This window comes from Aurantibacter sp. (assembly GCF_039941195.1).
GTDB lineage: Bacteria > Bacteroidota > Bacteroidia > Flavobacteriales > Flavobacteriaceae > Aurantibacter_A.
Genome location: NZ_JBDVFA010000052.1, coordinates 19,736 through 37,234, shown reverse-complemented (window position 1 = coordinate 37,234; position 17,499 = coordinate 19,736). Strand labels below are relative to the sequence as shown.

14 protein-coding genes are annotated in these 17,499 nt (G+C 32.8%); 9 read left to right on the top strand and 5 right to left on the bottom strand.

All coding sequences use genetic code 11. The features are described from left to right. Positions 1-215: 215 nt before the first annotated feature. Positions 216-2,306, top strand: a complete 2,091-nt coding sequence (locus ABJF52_RS08995; RefSeq protein ID WP_348149239.1) for a tetratricopeptide repeat-containing sensor histidine kinase — start codon at positions 216-218, stop codon at positions 2,304-2,306. Between the two features lie 35 nt (positions 2,307-2,341). Here ABJF52_RS08995 and bshB1 read toward each other — a convergent pair whose 3' ends face one another. Together bshB1 and ABJF52_RS08985 are read right to left on the bottom strand one after the other, a co-directional pair. Beyond that, positions 2,342-3,058 (bottom strand): bacillithiol biosynthesis deacetylase BshB1, encoded by a 717-nt coding sequence (bshB1, locus tag ABJF52_RS08990; protein ID WP_348149237.1) that lies wholly within the window; start codon positions 3,056-3,058, stop codon positions 2,342-2,344. Between the two features lie 50 nt (positions 3,059-3,108). Continuing rightward, a complete protein-coding gene (locus ABJF52_RS08985; RefSeq protein WP_348149235.1) occupies positions 3,109-4,284 on the bottom strand; it encodes a PLP-dependent aspartate aminotransferase family protein in 1,176 nt (391 codons plus the stop codon). Positions 4,285-4,410: 126 nt separating this feature from the next. Here ABJF52_RS08985 and ABJF52_RS08980 point away from each other — a divergent pair, with 126 nt between their 5' ends. Then, a complete protein-coding gene (locus ABJF52_RS08980; protein WP_348149233.1) occupies positions 4,411-5,202 on the top strand; it encodes a membrane metalloprotease in 792 nt (263 codons plus the stop codon). Positions 5,203-5,204: 2 nt separating this feature from the next. Here ABJF52_RS08980 and ccsA read toward each other — a convergent pair whose 3' ends face one another. The 3 genes from ccsA to ABJF52_RS08965 form a co-directional block, all read right to left on the bottom strand. Continuing rightward, on the bottom strand, positions 5,205-8,393 hold the full coding sequence (gene ccsA / locus ABJF52_RS08975) for a cytochrome c biogenesis protein CcsA (RefSeq protein WP_348149231.1): 3,189 nt from the start codon (positions 8,391-8,393) through the stop codon (positions 5,205-5,207). Positions 8,394-8,474: 81 nt separating this feature from the next. After that, entirely contained in the window at positions 8,475-8,861 is a 387-nt protein-coding gene (locus tag ABJF52_RS08970; RefSeq protein WP_348149229.1) for a group III truncated hemoglobin, read from the bottom strand. Between the two features lie 72 nt (positions 8,862-8,933). Further along, on the bottom strand, positions 8,934-10,244 hold the full coding sequence (locus ABJF52_RS08965; protein ID WP_348149227.1) for a hypothetical protein: 1,311 nt from the start codon (positions 10,242-10,244) through the stop codon (positions 8,934-8,936). A 106-nt stretch (positions 10,245-10,350) separates the two neighbouring features. On the opposite strand from ABJF52_RS08965, the gene ABJF52_RS08960 reads away from it, so the two are divergent. The 7 genes from ABJF52_RS08960 to ABJF52_RS08930 all read left to right on the top strand — a co-directional run bounded on the left by ABJF52_RS08960 (position 10,351) and on the right by ABJF52_RS08930 (position 17,418). Further along, positions 10,351-11,070, top strand: coding sequence for a DUF2520 domain-containing protein (locus ABJF52_RS08960; protein ID WP_348149225.1), 720 nt, complete (start codon positions 10,351-10,353; stop codon positions 11,068-11,070). Further along, positions 11,054-11,581, top strand: coding sequence for an HAD-IIIA family hydrolase (locus ABJF52_RS08955; protein WP_348149223.1), 528 nt, complete (start codon positions 11,054-11,056; stop codon positions 11,579-11,581). The genes ABJF52_RS08960 and ABJF52_RS08955 overlap by 17 nt, the downstream gene beginning before the upstream one ends. Positions 11,582-11,584: 3 nt before the next feature. Next, entirely contained in the window at positions 11,585-12,175 is a 591-nt protein-coding gene (locus ABJF52_RS08950) for a Maf family nucleotide pyrophosphatase (protein ID WP_348149222.1), read from the top strand. Between the two features lie 30 nt (positions 12,176-12,205). Further along, complete coding sequence (locus tag ABJF52_RS08945) at positions 12,206-13,159, top strand: septum formation inhibitor Maf (protein ID WP_348149220.1); 954 nt, start codon at positions 12,206-12,208, stop codon at positions 13,157-13,159. Continuing rightward, on the top strand, positions 13,156-13,701 hold the full coding sequence (locus ABJF52_RS08940; RefSeq protein ID WP_348149218.1) for a mechanosensitive ion channel domain-containing protein: 546 nt from the start codon (positions 13,156-13,158) through the stop codon (positions 13,699-13,701). Before ABJF52_RS08945 ends, ABJF52_RS08940 begins: the two co-directional genes overlap by 4 nt. A gap of 32 nt (positions 13,702-13,733) precedes the next feature. Then, complete coding sequence (locus tag ABJF52_RS08935; protein WP_348149216.1) at positions 13,734-14,783, top strand: magnesium and cobalt transport protein CorA; 1,050 nt, start codon at positions 13,734-13,736, stop codon at positions 14,781-14,783. A 100-nt stretch (positions 14,784-14,883) separates the two neighbouring features. Continuing rightward, positions 14,884-17,418 carry a PIG-L family deacetylase gene (locus ABJF52_RS08930; protein WP_348149214.1) on the top strand — a complete coding sequence of 845 codons (2,535 nt, stop codon included), beginning with the start codon at positions 14,884-14,886 and terminating at the stop codon, positions 17,416-17,418. Positions 17,419-17,499 lie beyond the last annotated feature (81 nt).

Here is a 17,499-nt window from a genome sequence, read left to right as displayed (position 1 = left end):
AACTGATCTTTCAAATTAAAAAAAGTGTTATTTCAACTATTTTTTCACTATTAGTCTTATCCATCCAAATTAATGAACAAAAGCGGGGCTCAAGTCCAAATCATCGATGAACTACCACGTATTAACGTTCAAACACACATTTTTTGCAATTTCACAACATAAATTATTATACCCACAACTCTCAGATTAAATTTACAACTTAAGTAAAGCTTGAAATGTCCCGAATCAAGACTAAGAAATTATTTCAGTTAAACCACATTAAGTGCACATTTGCATTTTTTGCGGTCGTGGCACTCTCTTTTCAAAACATTTCTGCCCAACAATCATCTATTGATAGTTTAAAACTACGCCTGACAGAATATAAGAATACGGTAAACTTTTCTACGAAAGATTCAGTGTATGTAAATTTATTAAATACACTTGGAGATGAATTACGTTATTATAAAACGGATAGTCTGTTTTCACTATCGTTAGAAGCTATGAGAATTAGCCAAGAAACAAATTACAAAGCTGGTGAATGTAGAGCTTTACTTGGATTAGGTAATTATTATTCAGATAAAGGAAACTCCAAACTCGCTATTGAAAACTTCAAAAAAGGAAGAGACCTAGCTGCAGAATCATCAGAAAATAAATTAGAGCTTAGAATTCAAAATAATCTGGGCTTAGAATATACATTTGTTGGTGATTATGCTCGCGCCCTAGAAATATTCTTAATCGGTATTGAAAAGGCCGAAGCTCAAAATAGTAAAAAGATGCTCTCTATAATGAATGAGAACATCGCTAGTCTATATGTAGCTCAAAAGGATTTTAAACAAGCATTAGAATTCTACAAAGAAGTTAAAAAAATTAATGCTGAACTAAAGAATGAAATCTTTACTGCAGAAACAACAAGTAATATAGCCTCACTTTATGCTGAAATGGGTGAACTAGAATACGCAATGTTTAATATAAACAGCAGTATTTCAGTTTTTGAACGTTTACAAATTACAGATTGGCTCGCTTATGCCTACGAAATAAAAGGTAAAACCTACTTGAAGCAGAAAAAATATAAATGGGCACTTCATTGGTATAGACAGAGTGAAATGTTACATGATAAGCTACAAGATACGCGAGGAGAAATAAGTTTATTAAATGGCATGGCACAAGCTTATTTTGGAAATCATCAAGATTCTCTCTCAAAAACACATGCCTTAAAAGCATATAAGTTTTCGAACGAATTGAATTTTAAAGAAGGTATTCAAGAATGTGCAGAAACATTATACCTAATTAGTAAAAAAGAAGCTGATTATGCAACAGCTCTTAAATTTCATGAAATTTATCAAACAGTAACTGACACGCTATCTAGAAGTGAAAACAAGAAAAGTTTGACCATGTTAAAGACTCAGGTAGACTATGAGAGACAGAAAGAAGAATGGGAAATTGCAAATGAGAAATCTTTGGCAAAGCAAAGGAATTATGTTTATATAGCCGTTTTTATTCTTTTTATTTTCTTAACGGTGACCATCCTTATTAAAAGGAGCGAAAAAATTCAAAGAAAACTCAATACCGAGCTAAATATAAAACAAAATAACCTTGAAATTCGTGAATCTGAATTAAGTGAAATTAACGCTACAAAGGATAAACTTTTTTCTATTATTGGACACGATTTAAGAGGCCCCATTGGTGCCTTTCAAGGTCTGCTTAACCTGTTTAGAGATGGTGAAATGAACCAGGAGGAATTCATGACTTTTATTCCTAAACTACGTAATGATATAGAAAACATATCATTTACACTTAATAACCTACTCTCTTGGGGACAAAGTCAAATGAACGGACTTATTACTAAGCCATCAAAGATAGCTGTCGATGCTTTGGTAAATGATAATATTAGATTACTCTCTGAATTAGCTCAAAATAAATCTATCCAATTAATTAGTCGTGTTCCAAACAACACTTTGGCCTGGACTGATGGCGACCAAATAGACATTGTCATTCGTAATTTAATTAGTAATGCATTAAAGTTCACTCCTGAAGATGGCATAATTACTGTTGAAGCTGTTGAGAAAAATGATTATTGGGAAATATCTGTGCGCGATACAGGAATTGGGATGGATGAGGAAACAAAGCGTCTAATTTTTGAAGAAAATTCAGCTGTGACTACATACGGTACTAATGATGAAAAAGGTACTGGATTAGGACTTTCGCTTTGTAAAGAAATGATAGAAAAGAATAATGGTTCTATCTGGGTAGAAAGCATACCTAATAAGGGATCTTCCTTTTACTTTACACTTACCAAATCTAATGAGGCATTAAAAAAAGCTAGTTAAAAATATTTTATCTAAAAGGCCAATTCTACTTGAAACTATATTAAGTCATCTAAGTTAGCAACAGCAACATACCGTTCTGCTGTAAAGCCTTCAGCATATTCAACATTTATCAATCTGCCTAAATCTCGTGCTCGATATGTTACACTATCTAGAAAATTCTGACTACTAATTGGTGTTTTAGGTTCATCACTATTAGAATCAAAAAATTGAGAACCATACGCTTTAATAGCTTTTACCTTTACATCAATATAACCACTAACATCAACCACAAAATCCGGTTCTATATTTTTCCATTGAATATAATGATAAACTGTTTTTGGTCGCCACTTTTCTTGAAGATTACCATCAATTTCAGTTTCAATTTTCATCAATCCACTTAAAAAACAAGCATCACTAACTAAATTACTGCCTTTACCATGATCGATATGCCTGTCATCAATAGCATTACATAATACGATTTCAGGCCTATACTTTCGAATCAATTTTATCACTTCAATCTGGTGTTCCTTGTCATTTACAAAAAAACCATCAGCAAATTTCAAATTCTCTCGAACGGATAATCCCAAAATTTTTGCAGCTGAAGCAGCTTCTACATCTCTTATTTCAGCAGTACCTCGCGTGCCTAACTCCCCTCTTGTCAAATCTACGACCCCTACTTTTTTACCGTTAGCAATTTCTTTGGCAATAGTTGCACCCGCCCCTAATTCAGCATCATCTGGATGTGCACCAAAAACTAATATATCTAATTTCATTATTAAATTCTTAGGAAAGTTTTTAAAAAAGACAAAGCTACTTTTCTATTTTAAGAACTAGTTACTATCTGCTTCTTTTTTATTTGTATAAGTGCTTGTTCAATATCCCTGATTAAATCTTCTGTTTCTTCTATACCCACGGAAAAACGTATTAAACCATCTGCTATACCGCGATTTTTTCGTTCTTCTGCTCCTAATAGAGCATGAGATGTTTCAGCTGGAGAAAGCACAGTGCTTTCTACACCAGCTAAGCTCATTGACGGCTTTATTAATTGCAATGATTTCTGAAATAAACCAGCATCTAAATCTTCTTTAAGTTCAAAAGACATCATACCGCCAAAACCACTCATTTGTTGTTTGGCTATTTCATGTCCAACATGACTTTTTAAACCTGGATAATATACTGCATCGATATCTTCATGATTACTTAAATAATCTGCTAGACGTTGAGCATTTTCATTTTGGGCACGCACTCGAATCCCCATGGTTTTCATACTACGCTCTAATAACCATACTGTATAATCACTTAAGCTCCCTCCTAAATTTTTAGCAAGGTGAAATATTTTTTCTATATGTTCTTCGGAACATGCTACAGCCCCAGCACACATATCCGAATGTCCTCCCATATACTTTGTAGCACTATGTATTATAATGTTTATGCCAAAATTAGCCGGTATTTGATTTATAGGACTAGCAAATGTATTATCTATCATAGAAATAAGATTGTACTTTTTTGCTAAAGCTGCTATCATCCTTAAATCTGTAATTTTCAATAGTGGATTTGATGGGGTTTCTACATAAATAACCTTGGTATTGGGCTTTATTAACTCCTCAAAATCAGCTTCCTTCATCCCTTTTGAAAAAGAAAAATCTATTCCGAATTTATTGAATTGCTCAACTACTAAATTATAAGTACCACCATAAATATCACCCTGTAATACAATGTGGTCTCCAGCTTCAAGAAATGCCATTACAGCTGTACTTATAGCAGCCATTCCACTTCCAAAAATTAATCCGGATTCGCATTGTTCTAAAGCTGCAATTTTTATTGCCAAACCCTCTTGATTGGGAGTGTTAAAATACCTTGGATATCGTTTAACATCAACGTCTTGAAAAGCATATGAAGAACTCATGTATAATGGAGATACTGCTCCCTTAAATTGTTTGTCTTCAACTTCTCCAACGTGCGTGCAAATGGTATTTATTCCTTTTGTATTCTTATCCATATCCAAAAACTTATAAAAAGTTAAAGTTACAAACTTTACGTAAAAGAGCTTTACGTTGCTTATTCTCAATTTAAAGTATAATAACTCATTATTATAGGTCGTTTTAATAAAAAGAATTAATTACTTATGAAGTATTTCAATTTAATAATTGTACTTGTATTTTTCTTTATTATATCTTGTTCTAATGATAATGGGACTGCTAATACTATCCAAGAAGGAGAGGAAATAGAATCAATTGATAAAAGCGTAAACCAGAAAAATGTTGGTGATTCAGCTAATGATTTACTTGCAGCTCAAAATTTTAAAAGTCTTGTAGTTGAACTTTTTTATGTAGATGGATTTAAACCGACTGATGATACTATCTTAAATTTTGAATCTTTTTTGTCGAATAGACTAAACAAACCAGAAGGTATACAATTTGAATTAAAACCAATTTCTATTCCAGGGCAACAAGTGTATACAATTTCAGATATTAGAGCATTAGAAGACGAAATAAGAACGAAGTATAATAATGGTAGTGAACTGACTGTTTTTGGACTTTTCTTAGATGGAGAATATTCTGAAAATACGGAAAATGGTTCCGTTCTAGGTGTAGCCTATAGAAATACTTCTTTTATAATTTTCGAGGAAACAATAAAAAGTTTTAGTGGACAACCGCTATCACCTAGTTCGACAGTACTTGAAAGCACTGTTTTAAACCATGAATTTGGTCATATAATGGGAATGGTAAATGCAGGTACGGATATGCAAGCCGACCATCAAGATGTTGAACATGGAAGACATTGCACCAATGAAGATTGTTTAATGTTTTGGACAGCAGAGACTGGAGAGGGATTAGTAAATATGATTAGCGGGGGAATTATACCTAACTTCGACAGCTTATGTTTGGCAGATTTACGTGCTAATGGAGGTAAATAAACTTATTTATTGAAATGAACACGATAACGCCAATAACTTATTGCACCTAAAGTGACTACAGCAAGAACCATATATTTCACATAATCAGGAGTTATTGCAGCACCTCCACTTTGCCCATAACTATGCAAACCAACTAAATAATAATTGACACCAAAATACGTCATCATTATTGTACCAATTGCAGCTAAACTCATAAAATTAAATATCCATTTACCTCTAAGTCCTGGTACAATGCGCATATGAACTATAAATGCATATATCATAATTGAAATAAGTGCCCATGTTTCTTTTGGATCCCATCCCCAATAACGACCCCAACTCTCATTGGCCCATTGCCCTCCTAAAAAGTTTCCAATGGTTAACATTATTAACCCTACTGTAAGTGATAATTCATTTACAATCGTTAGCTCTTTAATATTAATTTCCATTCGTTTTTTATTCTTCTTTGTGGTTAGTATCATTAAAAGAAGACTGACCATACCAATAATACCTCCTACAATTAATGGCCCATAACTACCTACAATTACAGCAACGTGAATCATTAACCAATAACTATCCAATACTGGAACGAGATTACCTATGGCAGGATCTACCCAGTTCCAACTAGCAATCATAAGAAGCAAACAGGTTACAAAAGCCCCTGCAGCCATCGTAAGGTTACTTTTTCGGGTAAATAACAAACTTATACCCATAGTGGCCCATGCTACGTAAATTATACTTTCATAAGCATTACTCCATGGTGCGTGACCTGATATATACCATCTAAGAATTAAACCTGCAGTATGCCACATAAACAAAATAAAGATGGTGCCTTTTAAGGCATATACAGCCATGCGCCATATTGAACGATCTTTAAATATTTGTAATATCAAAATCACAAATAATAGGAAAGAGAACAAACCATATAAGCGATATAAATGTTTGAAAATGTTCAGTTTATTATAAATAATTTCCGTTTTTACCTTTTGCTCAGATGGAAGTACTTCTGCACCATGATTCTTTTGATTCTGATGAAAAGCTGCTAATAATTTATCTGCTTGTGAATAATCTCCCGATTCTTTCGCTTGTTGCAACGTCATTAAATAATATGGCAAGGAGTTTTTTATGAAATTACCATATAATGAATCGTTCACTTGATACTGCCCTGTATTAAATTCAACAGCTGAAATCCATTTGTTATTTTCATCATTTAATAATGGAAAAATCTTAATAATTTGGCCACCTAAAGCTTGATCTAAAAGACTAACTCGTGTATGTGCTTGCTTTACATCTTTTTCGAAAGCATCAGGGTTATTCGTTGATGTCGCTTCACGAAGTACTGGCTCTAATTTGTAATTACCTTTATCATCAAAAAAGTCTAGCGCTTTTACATATTTTTGACCTTCAGCAACTCCAAGAATATGACGAATACTATCATTCTCATGTGGATACTTGTCTATAATGATAAAATCTGTATTATACCAAAGTGGCGGATTCATCATCATCGATAAAAAAACCTGGTCAGCATTCATATCATTAAACTTATCACCATGACTCAACTTACGCAGTAACTCTGATGAAAAGGTATTAATAGGCTTCATTCTACCGCCTTCATCTTGGATGATTAATGCTCCAAATTTTTCAGCATGTTCTGCAGGGACAATATTCGCTTTTAAAACCGAATCTATTTGTTGTTGAGTTGGTGCTGTAATTGATGCCCCAGTGTGATCATGACCATCATCTGCAGTATGTTCTTGTGCCGACACATTTAAAGCCAATGCAAAGATTAAAATACCGGCCATTTTTGCTTTTTTAGACTGCATTTTTTCTAGGGATTTACCCAAATCTTTAAATCGAGTTTTACCAAAAAACATAATCCCCATAAGGCCTAGGTATAATAAAAAATAACCAGCATAGGTTATTCCTGTTCCCCATTGATCGTGGTTTACTGACAAAATAGTTCCCTTTTCATCGGGATCAAATCCGGACTGAAAAAATCGATAACCTTTATGGTCCAAAATATTATTCATGAAAATATCATAATCGAATGATCGGTCATCTTCAACAGTAACCTTACTCATAAAAGAAGCATACCCCGCTTCTGTTCCTGGATATTTTTCAGCGATAAAATCATTTAATTTTATTTGAAATGGCAATTCGTAGATTTTGGAACCATAACCTAAATTAAAATCTAAACCACCCACAGTAAATTTATCTGTGAAATTAGAAGTACCAGCTGTTCCCAATAATTTCTGTTGCACCTTTTGTTCACCAACAGCTATTTCAACCACCAGAGCATCTAAATCCATTGGCGTTATATCCTTTTCTGGAATTTCAATAATTCCTTGAACTCCTTTTACCACAGGTTCTGGAATTACAAACTGCATTCCTGCCATTGTGTAAAGGGAACGCAATTGTAATTCCTGCAAACTATCTTTCTGAACGCTACCTTGATGCTGATCAGCCATTCTCATGAAATTTCCTTCAAAAGGCGATTGTATCTTATAGGTACTATCTGATGAAGTAATATTTATAGCACCATCAGTGTGTTTGTTTAAAGAAAATAGAACGCCATGAATACTTGCTACTTCACCACTCTCTAAATAATGATCATGTCTGTTCCCGTCTCCTGCTTCAACAATTTTTAAAAATAATTTACCGCTTTCATCTGGTATTAAACCCTTTTTCGCTCCTTTAATAAAATCTACATAAGAAATTGTAAAGTTTGTGCCATTAAAATCTGATGTCCATGGTAAACTAGATTTTAATCCCTCTGGGGTTACAATCAAATCGTCTTGCAAGGTTTTTTGAACTTCACCTGTAGCGCTGCTAACATAAGCGGTTAGATATGTTTTATCGGAATAAAATACTTTTTCTGTACTACCTTCTCTAATTGGCATACGACCTTCATAACTTATATATCTAGTTACAAAAGCACCAGCAATTATTAAAACCCAAGAAATATGTAATAATAGTACAGGCCACTTTTTCCATCGTAAAAGATTGTAGCGTTTAATATTACCAATAAAATTAATCATAAAAACACCCATAATAGCCTCAAACCACCAGGTGTTATAAATCCATATTCTTGCAGTTGATGTGCTATACTTGCTTTCAATGAAGGTTCCGAATGCCATCGCAGTAGCAAAAACCAGAAAAAGAACCGCTGTTAATCTTGTTGAAAAAAGTATATTCTTGAGCTTAGATATCATCTATTTACATGCTTTGTATTGGCCTCGGCAAAAATAGGTGGTTTTTATGAATTTTTAAGAGGTGTGATTGCCAAAATCTCGCTAATTTTCTCTAGCGGAAAATATATTTAAATGTATGTGCGTTGCCATTTTTCTTGCTCTGTTTTTAAGAATAAAAGCATTATCTCCTTTAAAAAGATTATCAATAGTCTGTATCCATAAGTTAAGCCACCGCCCAAAATGATGTTCATCTATTTTATTTTTAGTAAAATCATCTACTTTCTTATGTATAGCTATAGGATCACCTTTATAAGTGCCACGTTCAATAAAAAGTTGATTGCTCCAAAAAGTTGTTAAATGATCTAAATGATGCTCCCAATTCTGTATAATACCATTAAAAATAGGACCTATTAAATCATCTTCTCGCACACTATTATAAAAGGTATTTACCAATAGAAAAACATCAGCTCTAGTTGTAACATCTACCATTATAATACTGTTTTTTAAATCACCTCAAAAGTAGAACAAATAAAAGCTACGATTATAAAAATCACCACAGAATTAACCTTTCAGCCATTTATCAAACCAGTTAAATGCATCTAATTGCATTTGATTATCAAATTTGTGAGGTCCATCATAAAAATTAGCCTTATACTTTTCTGAGGCGCCCATCTTTTCATAAACGGAACTGAGAATGACATCAGCTTTTTTCATTTCGGGCAACGTATATAAACTATCCTGATTATTATTTAAAACCAACGTTGGTAAAGGCGCTCTTAATCCAATTAATTCTGGGAATTCTATATATTTTGATAATAATGGTGCATAAAGCATCCAAGTATGTGTAAATGCTTTATGAAGTAAAAAATCTTGCCAAGTTGACATGAAGCCAACACTTACTGCACATTTAATTCTATGGTCAAGTCCTGCTAAATAATTGGTACGTAAACCGCCGCCAGATAATCCAGCACAACCCAAATTATTTTCATTAACATCGGTTCTTTCGGCTAAAATATTTAACGCTATCTGATCTTCTGCAAAAGTTACTCCTGGCCAAGTAGTACCTGCACAAAAAAGAGACTTGGATAGCACATGTTCATGTGCTGTTGCCCAATTGTTATAGGTTTCAATATTTTCAGCTGCTTCAGAATCCTTATCTGAAAGTCCCTCTGCATTAGCCCCTCCCCATAAAATTCCATCAATTTCATCTAATAAAACACGTCTACTACCAAAGGTGAAAACATCATGAACCATAACCACATACCCTCGTTTAGCTATTTCATTAGCCCAAGCAAAATCTTCATAATACTGCTTTTGATGTTCAGCCATTAGTGGATGACCATCATCAGAAACCTTTGTTATTTTTCGCTTTCCAAAATATTTATTTCCACCATGATCGTGTAAGCCTAAAATTGCTGGTAATTTCTCTTTCGCGCCTTCTGGCTTTAACAATATCGCCTGCGTTCTTTGGGTCCCACTAGAAATTTGCCAAGAAAGTTCCTCAACTTGTAAACCATCGTAGACATATTTTTTATCAATTCTAACCTTAGAAGTTACCTTTAATTTTGGAGCTGCTACCAATACTTCCACTTTTTGAAGGGCTTCACTTTTCCAAGAATCTATAGATTTATATTTATCGTTTCTAAAAGATAATTCAGGCACTTCTTTAACCAAACCAGCAGCCCAATCGCCATAACCACCAATAATGCTTTTATTTTTAATTGTATTCATTGTAGTGTTGCTTGATAGTTCATTATTTAAAGGATTTATGGCCCCTACTCTGCTTATAAATGGAAATGATGCACAGGCAAAAGCTGATTTCTTAATAAAATCTCTACGCGATTTTACGCCTTCATTTTTTGTCTTATCCATAAATATATCTTTAAAATATCTCTTTAAAAATAGAAAAAGATATTGAAAGATATTTGTTCTAGTAATACTAAGTTGTTAGGCATAAAAATATACCTAATTTTGCATTATGATTAAAGTTGCAATTATTGGTGGCGGTAACGTTGCATATCATTTAACAAAGGCTTTTAAAACTAGCAAAAAAGTTGAAGTAGCTTTATTTAGTGGTCGCGACGATTTATCTAAAAAGATTATTAACATTGATATTTGCATTATTGCTGTAAGCGATTCTGCTATTGTAGAGGTAGCAAAAAAATTACTCGATCTGAATGTTTTGGTTGCTCACACCTCTGGGAGTGTTGCTATTAAAAATCTTCCTAATAAACGCTGCGGAGTGTTTTACCCTTTGCAAACATTTTCAAAAGAAAAGAAAGTAAATTTTAATAACATTCCAATATGTTTAGAATCAAATAATACTGAAGATTTTAATATACTTAAAATTCTTGCTGGTTATATATCAAATTCTATAGCTGCAGTATCTTCAGAACAGAGAAGAGCATTGCATGTAGCAGCAGTTGTGGCCAATAATTTTAGCAACCACATGTTCACTATTGCTGAAGGAATATGTAAAGAAAATGATTTGTCTTTTGATTTATTAAAACCATTGATTCTTGAAACGGCTGATAAAATTAAAACCTTAGATCCATTTATAGCACAAACAGGACCTGCAAAACGGCATGATTTAGATACCATACAAAATCATGAAAATTTATTAAAAAACTCTATTCATAAAAAACTATATAAACAAATAACACAATCAATATTAAACACTTATGGACAAAAGTTATAAAGCTGTTTTAAACGACATTACCACATTTGTTTTTGATGTGGATGGCGTATTAACTGACGGCTCAGTTTTTATTACAAATGAAGGTGAATTATTGCGTTCCATGAATGTAAAGGATGGATATGCTTTAAAGACTGCAGTCAAAAAAGGATATAATGTTTGCATTATAACTGGGGGTAATAATAATGGGGTTAAAATTCGATTACAGGGATTAGGAATTACAGAGTTTTATATGAATGCTCATTTAAAAGCTGAACACTTAACTGAATATCTTAAAAAGCAAAATATAAAACCTGAAAATGTTCTATTTATGGGTGATGATATGCCTGATGTGCCTGCTATGAAAATGATTGCTTTACCATGCTGCCCACAGGATGCAGTTCCACAGATAAAAGAGATTTCGGCTTATGTTTCTCATAAAAATGGTGGACGAGGTTGTGCAAGAGATATTATAGAACAGGTACTAAAAGTGCGTGGGGATTGGGAAGGTAATTTCAGTGCAAAAAACGACTAATTAATGCTCAGAGAAAAGCTCAAGAAATATGACATAATATTGGCTTCAGGTTCGTCAAGGCGTCAAGAATATTTTAAACAACTTGATATTGATTTTAAGATTGAATTGAAGGAAATTGAAGAGGTCTATCCGCCAAATTTAATCGCAAATGAAATCACAGAATATTTAGCAGAACTCAAAGGCCAAGCGTTTTTATCGGATATAAATCAAAATGAAATTGTAGTTACTTCAGATACTATAGTTTGGCATAATAATACCGCCTTAGGAAAACCAAAAAATAAGGAAGAAGCTTTTGTAATGTTACATTCTATGTCCGACCAATGGCATGAGGTTATTACATCGGTTTGTTTTAATAGAAAAAATGTTCAACAAACTAATTCTTGCACTACTAAGGTAAAGTTTAAACAACTGACCAACCATGAAATAGAATTCTATGTTGATCAATTTAAACCTTATGATAAAGCTGGTGCATATGGAATACAAGAATGGATAGGACTCATTGCAATAGAATCGATTGAAGGTTCTTATGCGAATGTTGTTGGTTTACCAACCCATTTAGTTTATAAAATGTTTAATGACCTTACTAATGAGTGAATTTTAAGTAACTTTATAAAAACAAATGTCATGTTTAAAAAGTGGATAAAATTAGAATTAGCTATAGTGTTAATTGCTGCTATAGTTACAGTTTTTGAATCGTGCAATAATAGAAATGATAAACTTTCTAAAGAAATAGCATTAAATGATGAAAATGAGATAGCGAGCTTACCCAAGAAACAACTTTCTGAAGAATTTAAAGCGTATTGGTACGCCGGGGAGGCTGAGATTACATCTTACAAATTAAATCAAGCTCGTTACGGTGAAATGCGTGAAGGAACAGCAGTTTTAATTTATGTTACCGAGCCCTTTTTAGCTAAAAAACAAACAAAGGCAGACAGCAACAACTCGAATAATATTCCTGTTTTAAAATTAAATAGTACCAAAAAATATTTAACTGGAATATACCCCTATTCTATTATGAACAGTAGCTTTTATCCAGTTTACGATAATTCTCATGCTATTAAACTTTCGTTTTCATCACAAGAGTGGTGTGGTCAGACATACTCACAATTAAATAATCGTGAAAATTTTGAAATTAAATCTCATTCGTATTTTGAAAATGAAGCGGATAATGAAATGAAACTTGAGAAAAATATTCTCGAAAATGAATTATGGAATAAATTAAGAATCAATCCGAATGAACTTCCGGTTGGTTCTAAAAAAGTGATTCCTTCCTTAGAATATATCCGCCTTTCGCATAAAGAATTAAATGCGTACGATGCTGTTTTAACTTTAAATTCTGATGCGCAAATATCATCTTATGAAATTGCATATCCTTCATTAAAAAGAAGTATAAAAATAAGTTTCAAATCAAACTTCCCATATGAAATTGAAGGATGGACAGAAACTTATGAAAGCGGTTATGGTAACAATAAAAAAGAACTAACATCTACTGCCACAAAAATTAAGGCTATCAAAAGCCCATACTGGCAAAAAAACAGTAATCAATATCTCCCACTAAGAGACAGCCTTGGATTATGACGACAGAATTTTTTGCTCAAAATAAATCTGAGCTTTTAGCTACATTTATTTGCGTTACAGTTATTATTTTACTTCGTTTTGTATCGGCTCAAACCATAAGAAAAATTGGCAAATTGCGGGATAAAAATACTATTCGCACCAATTTAGTGAATAAATATATTTCATTCCTTCTCTATATTATTGGGGCTATTGTTTTAATATTTATTTGGGGTGTAAACTTTAAAGAATTAGGATTAGTTATGTCATCAATATTTGCGGTGATTGGAGTGGCCTTATTTGCAAACTGGTCCATTTTAAGTAACGTTACGGCTGGCATAATTTTATTTTTTTGGTATCCATTTAAAATAGGAGATCGTGTTAAAATACACGATTCGGATTTTGCTGATGAAGCTTTAATAGTAGATATAGCAGCTTTTCATATGCATTTACGAAAAGATAATGGAGTAATTCTTACTTACCCAAATAATATGCTGCTGCAAAAAGGTGTAGCACTTATTGAAAAAAACGCCGGTCTTGATGACGAAATAGATTACGATATTTAAGTCTTAACTTTATATTGTTAAAATAATTTCACATGAGAAGAAAAAACCGTCGAAAGGCGAATCCGTTTGGCGATATTAAAGAATCTCAATTAGATGGTTTTCTAAATGATTGTAGTTTAATACAATACGATACAAATTTTTCTGAAGTAAAAGAATTAAACAATCTCGATAGTATTATTTTAAATGATGATGAAGGAAAAATAAGCTGGCTAAATATCTATGGATTTAAATATGCACATCAAATAAAAAAAATTGTTGCGTACAATAAAATTGATGAATTTTTAAGTTATCTAATTTTAGATAACAACCATAGAAACAAAGTAATAGAATTATCTGAATGTTTTTTTCTAACATTAAAATCTCCATATTACTCGGAGGATAAGGAAGAAGTTAAATTTGAGCAATTAATTTTTATTGTTGGTGAAAATTATGTCTGGTCTATACAAGAAGTTCATGGAGATTATTTCGAACATATCCGTTCTAGAATTAAAGAAAATTTAGGAGTTGTTAGAAAAAAAGGAGCTGATTATCTTTTCTTTTTGCTAATAGAAGCGATTACAGACAATTATTATTCTGCCTTCGATAAGCTAAATGAAGATAATATTGGTTTAGATAATCCTGATGATGTAAAACCTACTCCTGAATTTGCTAGAATGGTTGAAAATCAAAAAAAACAATTGTACCTCATAAAAAAATCATCAACAAGTTTAAACGAAGCGCTTAGTCATCTACAATTGTTTGATTTTGAGAAGTTCAACAAAAAGTACTTTGATGAATCGAGAGAGCAAGTCAAAATGCTGACCGATGAAATTGACCACAAATTACAGCATTTAGAAAGTTCAATAAACTTAATGTTCAGCATACAAAATCATAGGCTAAATGAAGTTATGAGAACACTAACTATCTTCTCTGTAATTTTTATCCCACTTACTTTTATAGCGGGAATTTATGGAATGAATTTTGAAAATATGCCGGAGTTAAAAGCTAAAAATGGTTATTTCATAGTTCTTGGTGTTATGCTGCTCATAGTTATAGTAACAGTATACTTTATCAGAAAAAAGAAATGGTCGGGAAATAAATAAATTCCAATTCAACCGAGATTTAACCTGTTAAAGAAGTTTTAATTATTCTCTAAGGCATGTTAAACTTTATATCTTTGAGTAACTACAAAACGATTTACTTATGCGCGTATTTCTGGTGTTCCTTCTGGGAATACTCCTTACCAACCAACCGATGAAGGCGCAAACACCTTCAAAACCTTCATCTTCAGAAATTTATCATAGCATTCAAAAATTGAACTTTTTGGGTTCAGCCTTATATATTGCTGCACACCCAGACGATGAGAATACCCGAATGATAGCTTACTTATCCAATAATACCAAAGCAAGAACTGGGTATCTTTCACTGACCAGAGGTGATGGTGGTCAGAATTTAATTGGACCGGAACTCAGAGAATTACTTGGTGTATTGCGTACGCAAGAACTTTTAGCTGCTAGACATGTTGATGGTGGTGAACAATTCTTTTCAAGAGCCAACGACTTTGGATACTCGAAACATCCTGATGAAACTTTAAAAATATGGAATAAAGATGCCGTGCTTAGTGATGTAGTATGGGCCATTCGTAAATTTCAACCGGACATAATTATAAATCGTTTCGATCATAGGTCGCCCGGTACCACACATGGACACCATACGGCTTCTGCAATGTTAAGCTTTGAGGCTTTCGATTTAGCAAATAATTCAAATCTGTATAAAGAGCAATTGAAATATGTAGAACCATGGCAGCCGAAACGACTTTTTTTTAATACATCGTGGTGGTTTTATGGGAGTCAAGAAAAATTTGAAAAAGCTGACAAATCGAAAATGTTGAATGTTGATGTTGGTGTTTTTTATCCATCGTTAGGACTTTCAAATAACGAAATAGCATCAATAGCCAGTAGTCAGCATTTATGTCAAGGTTTTGGCAGACTTACTACACGTGGTTCTGAAAATGAGTATATAGAATTACTAAAAGGTGATATGCCTACAGATAAATCCAATATTTTTGATGGTATTGATACAAGTTGGTCGCGTATAAAAGGTGGAAAAGCAATTGGAGATATTTTAAACAAAGTTGAAGATAATTTCAATTTTGAGAACCCGGCCATCCATCTTCCGCAATTAGTTGAAGCCTTCAATTTATTACAGAATACTAAAAATGAACATTGGAAAACTTTAAAATCTAAAGAGCTTGAAAATTTAATAGTTGAAATATCCGGACTTTATTTAGAAGTATCTTCAAAAGATCCTATAAGCAATCCTGGTGGTAAAGCAGATTTTGTGGTAGAAGTTTTAAACCGCAGTTCAGCTGATATGAATTTAGTTTCTTTTGGAATTCCATTTTTAAATTCAATTGAGAATACGAACATAGTTTTAAAAGAAAACGAAAAACATAATTTCGAATTGTCGGTTCAAATTGCAGATGATGCTAAATATACTAGTCCGTATTGGTTGAGTGAAAAAGGTACATTAGGCATGTACAAAGTAAATAACCAAGAACTTATCGGTAAACCGGAAACACCACGTGATGTTAATGCTGAATTCGTACTCGATATAAACGGAACAAAATTTACTTTTACAAAACCTGTGATTTATCGCTCTGCCCAACCTGACAAAGGTGAAATTTACCAACCTTTTGAAATTCTACCGGTTGCTTCAGCGTCGTTTAAGGATAAAGTTTTAATTTTTGCGGATGGTCAACCAAAAACTGTTCCCGTTACCATAAAAGCGCATAAAAATAATATAAAAGGAGAATTACAATTCTGTTTTTCCGATGGTTGGAAGGTTGATCAAGAAACAAAAAGCTTTACTATTGAAAAGAAAGGTGATGTACAAACTGTAAATTTTGTTTTAACACCTCCCGACCACGAAGATGAAAGCTATATTTCACCAATCATAAAAATTAATGGAAAAACAATTAGTAAAGAATTAGCCACTATTGATTACGATCATGTACCATTACAGTCAGTTTTACTGCATTCAGAAGCAAAAGTAGTACGCTTAAATATTGAAAAAGTAGGAGAACATATTGGTTATATTGTTGGTGCAGGCGATGCTGTACCAGAAAGTCTTGAGCAAATCGGTTATACCGTTCATACAATTGATGTAAATGCTATAAATTCTAGTTCGTTAAAAAAATATGATGCGGTTGTTGTTGGAATTAGAGCTTATAATGTACTACCAGAATTAAGGTTTAAGCAAAAGTATTTGCTAGATTACGTAAAGGATGGTGGGAATTTGGTAATACAATACAATACTGCTGGACGAAGAGACAGAGCTTACGAAGATATTGCTCCTTTCAAATTAAAATTATCACGAGATCGAGTAACGGATGAAAACTCTCCTGTTGAAATAATTGCTAAGAATCATGCGTTAGTTAATTTTCCGAACAAAATTGAGGAAAAAGATTTTGAAGGTTGGGTTCAAGAAAGAGGACTATATTTTCCGAATGAATGGGCGAAAGAATTTACACCCATTTTATCAATGAAAGACCAAGGAGAAAATGCAACAAAAGGAAGTCTATTAGTGGCGCCCTATGGAAAGGGAAATTATATTTATTCTGGTTTAAGTTTTTTTAGAGAATTACCAGCTGGTGTTTCTGGTGCTTACAAACTTTTTGCAAATATGCTTTCGACGGGAAAAGAAAAAGTAGATAACGAACCTAAAATAAAAGGATAAGCATGAACGAAAAGTTTATTTGGAAAAAAGAGTATTCCTTGGTTTTGATTCTTAACATCTGCTATATTCTATTTTTTTATT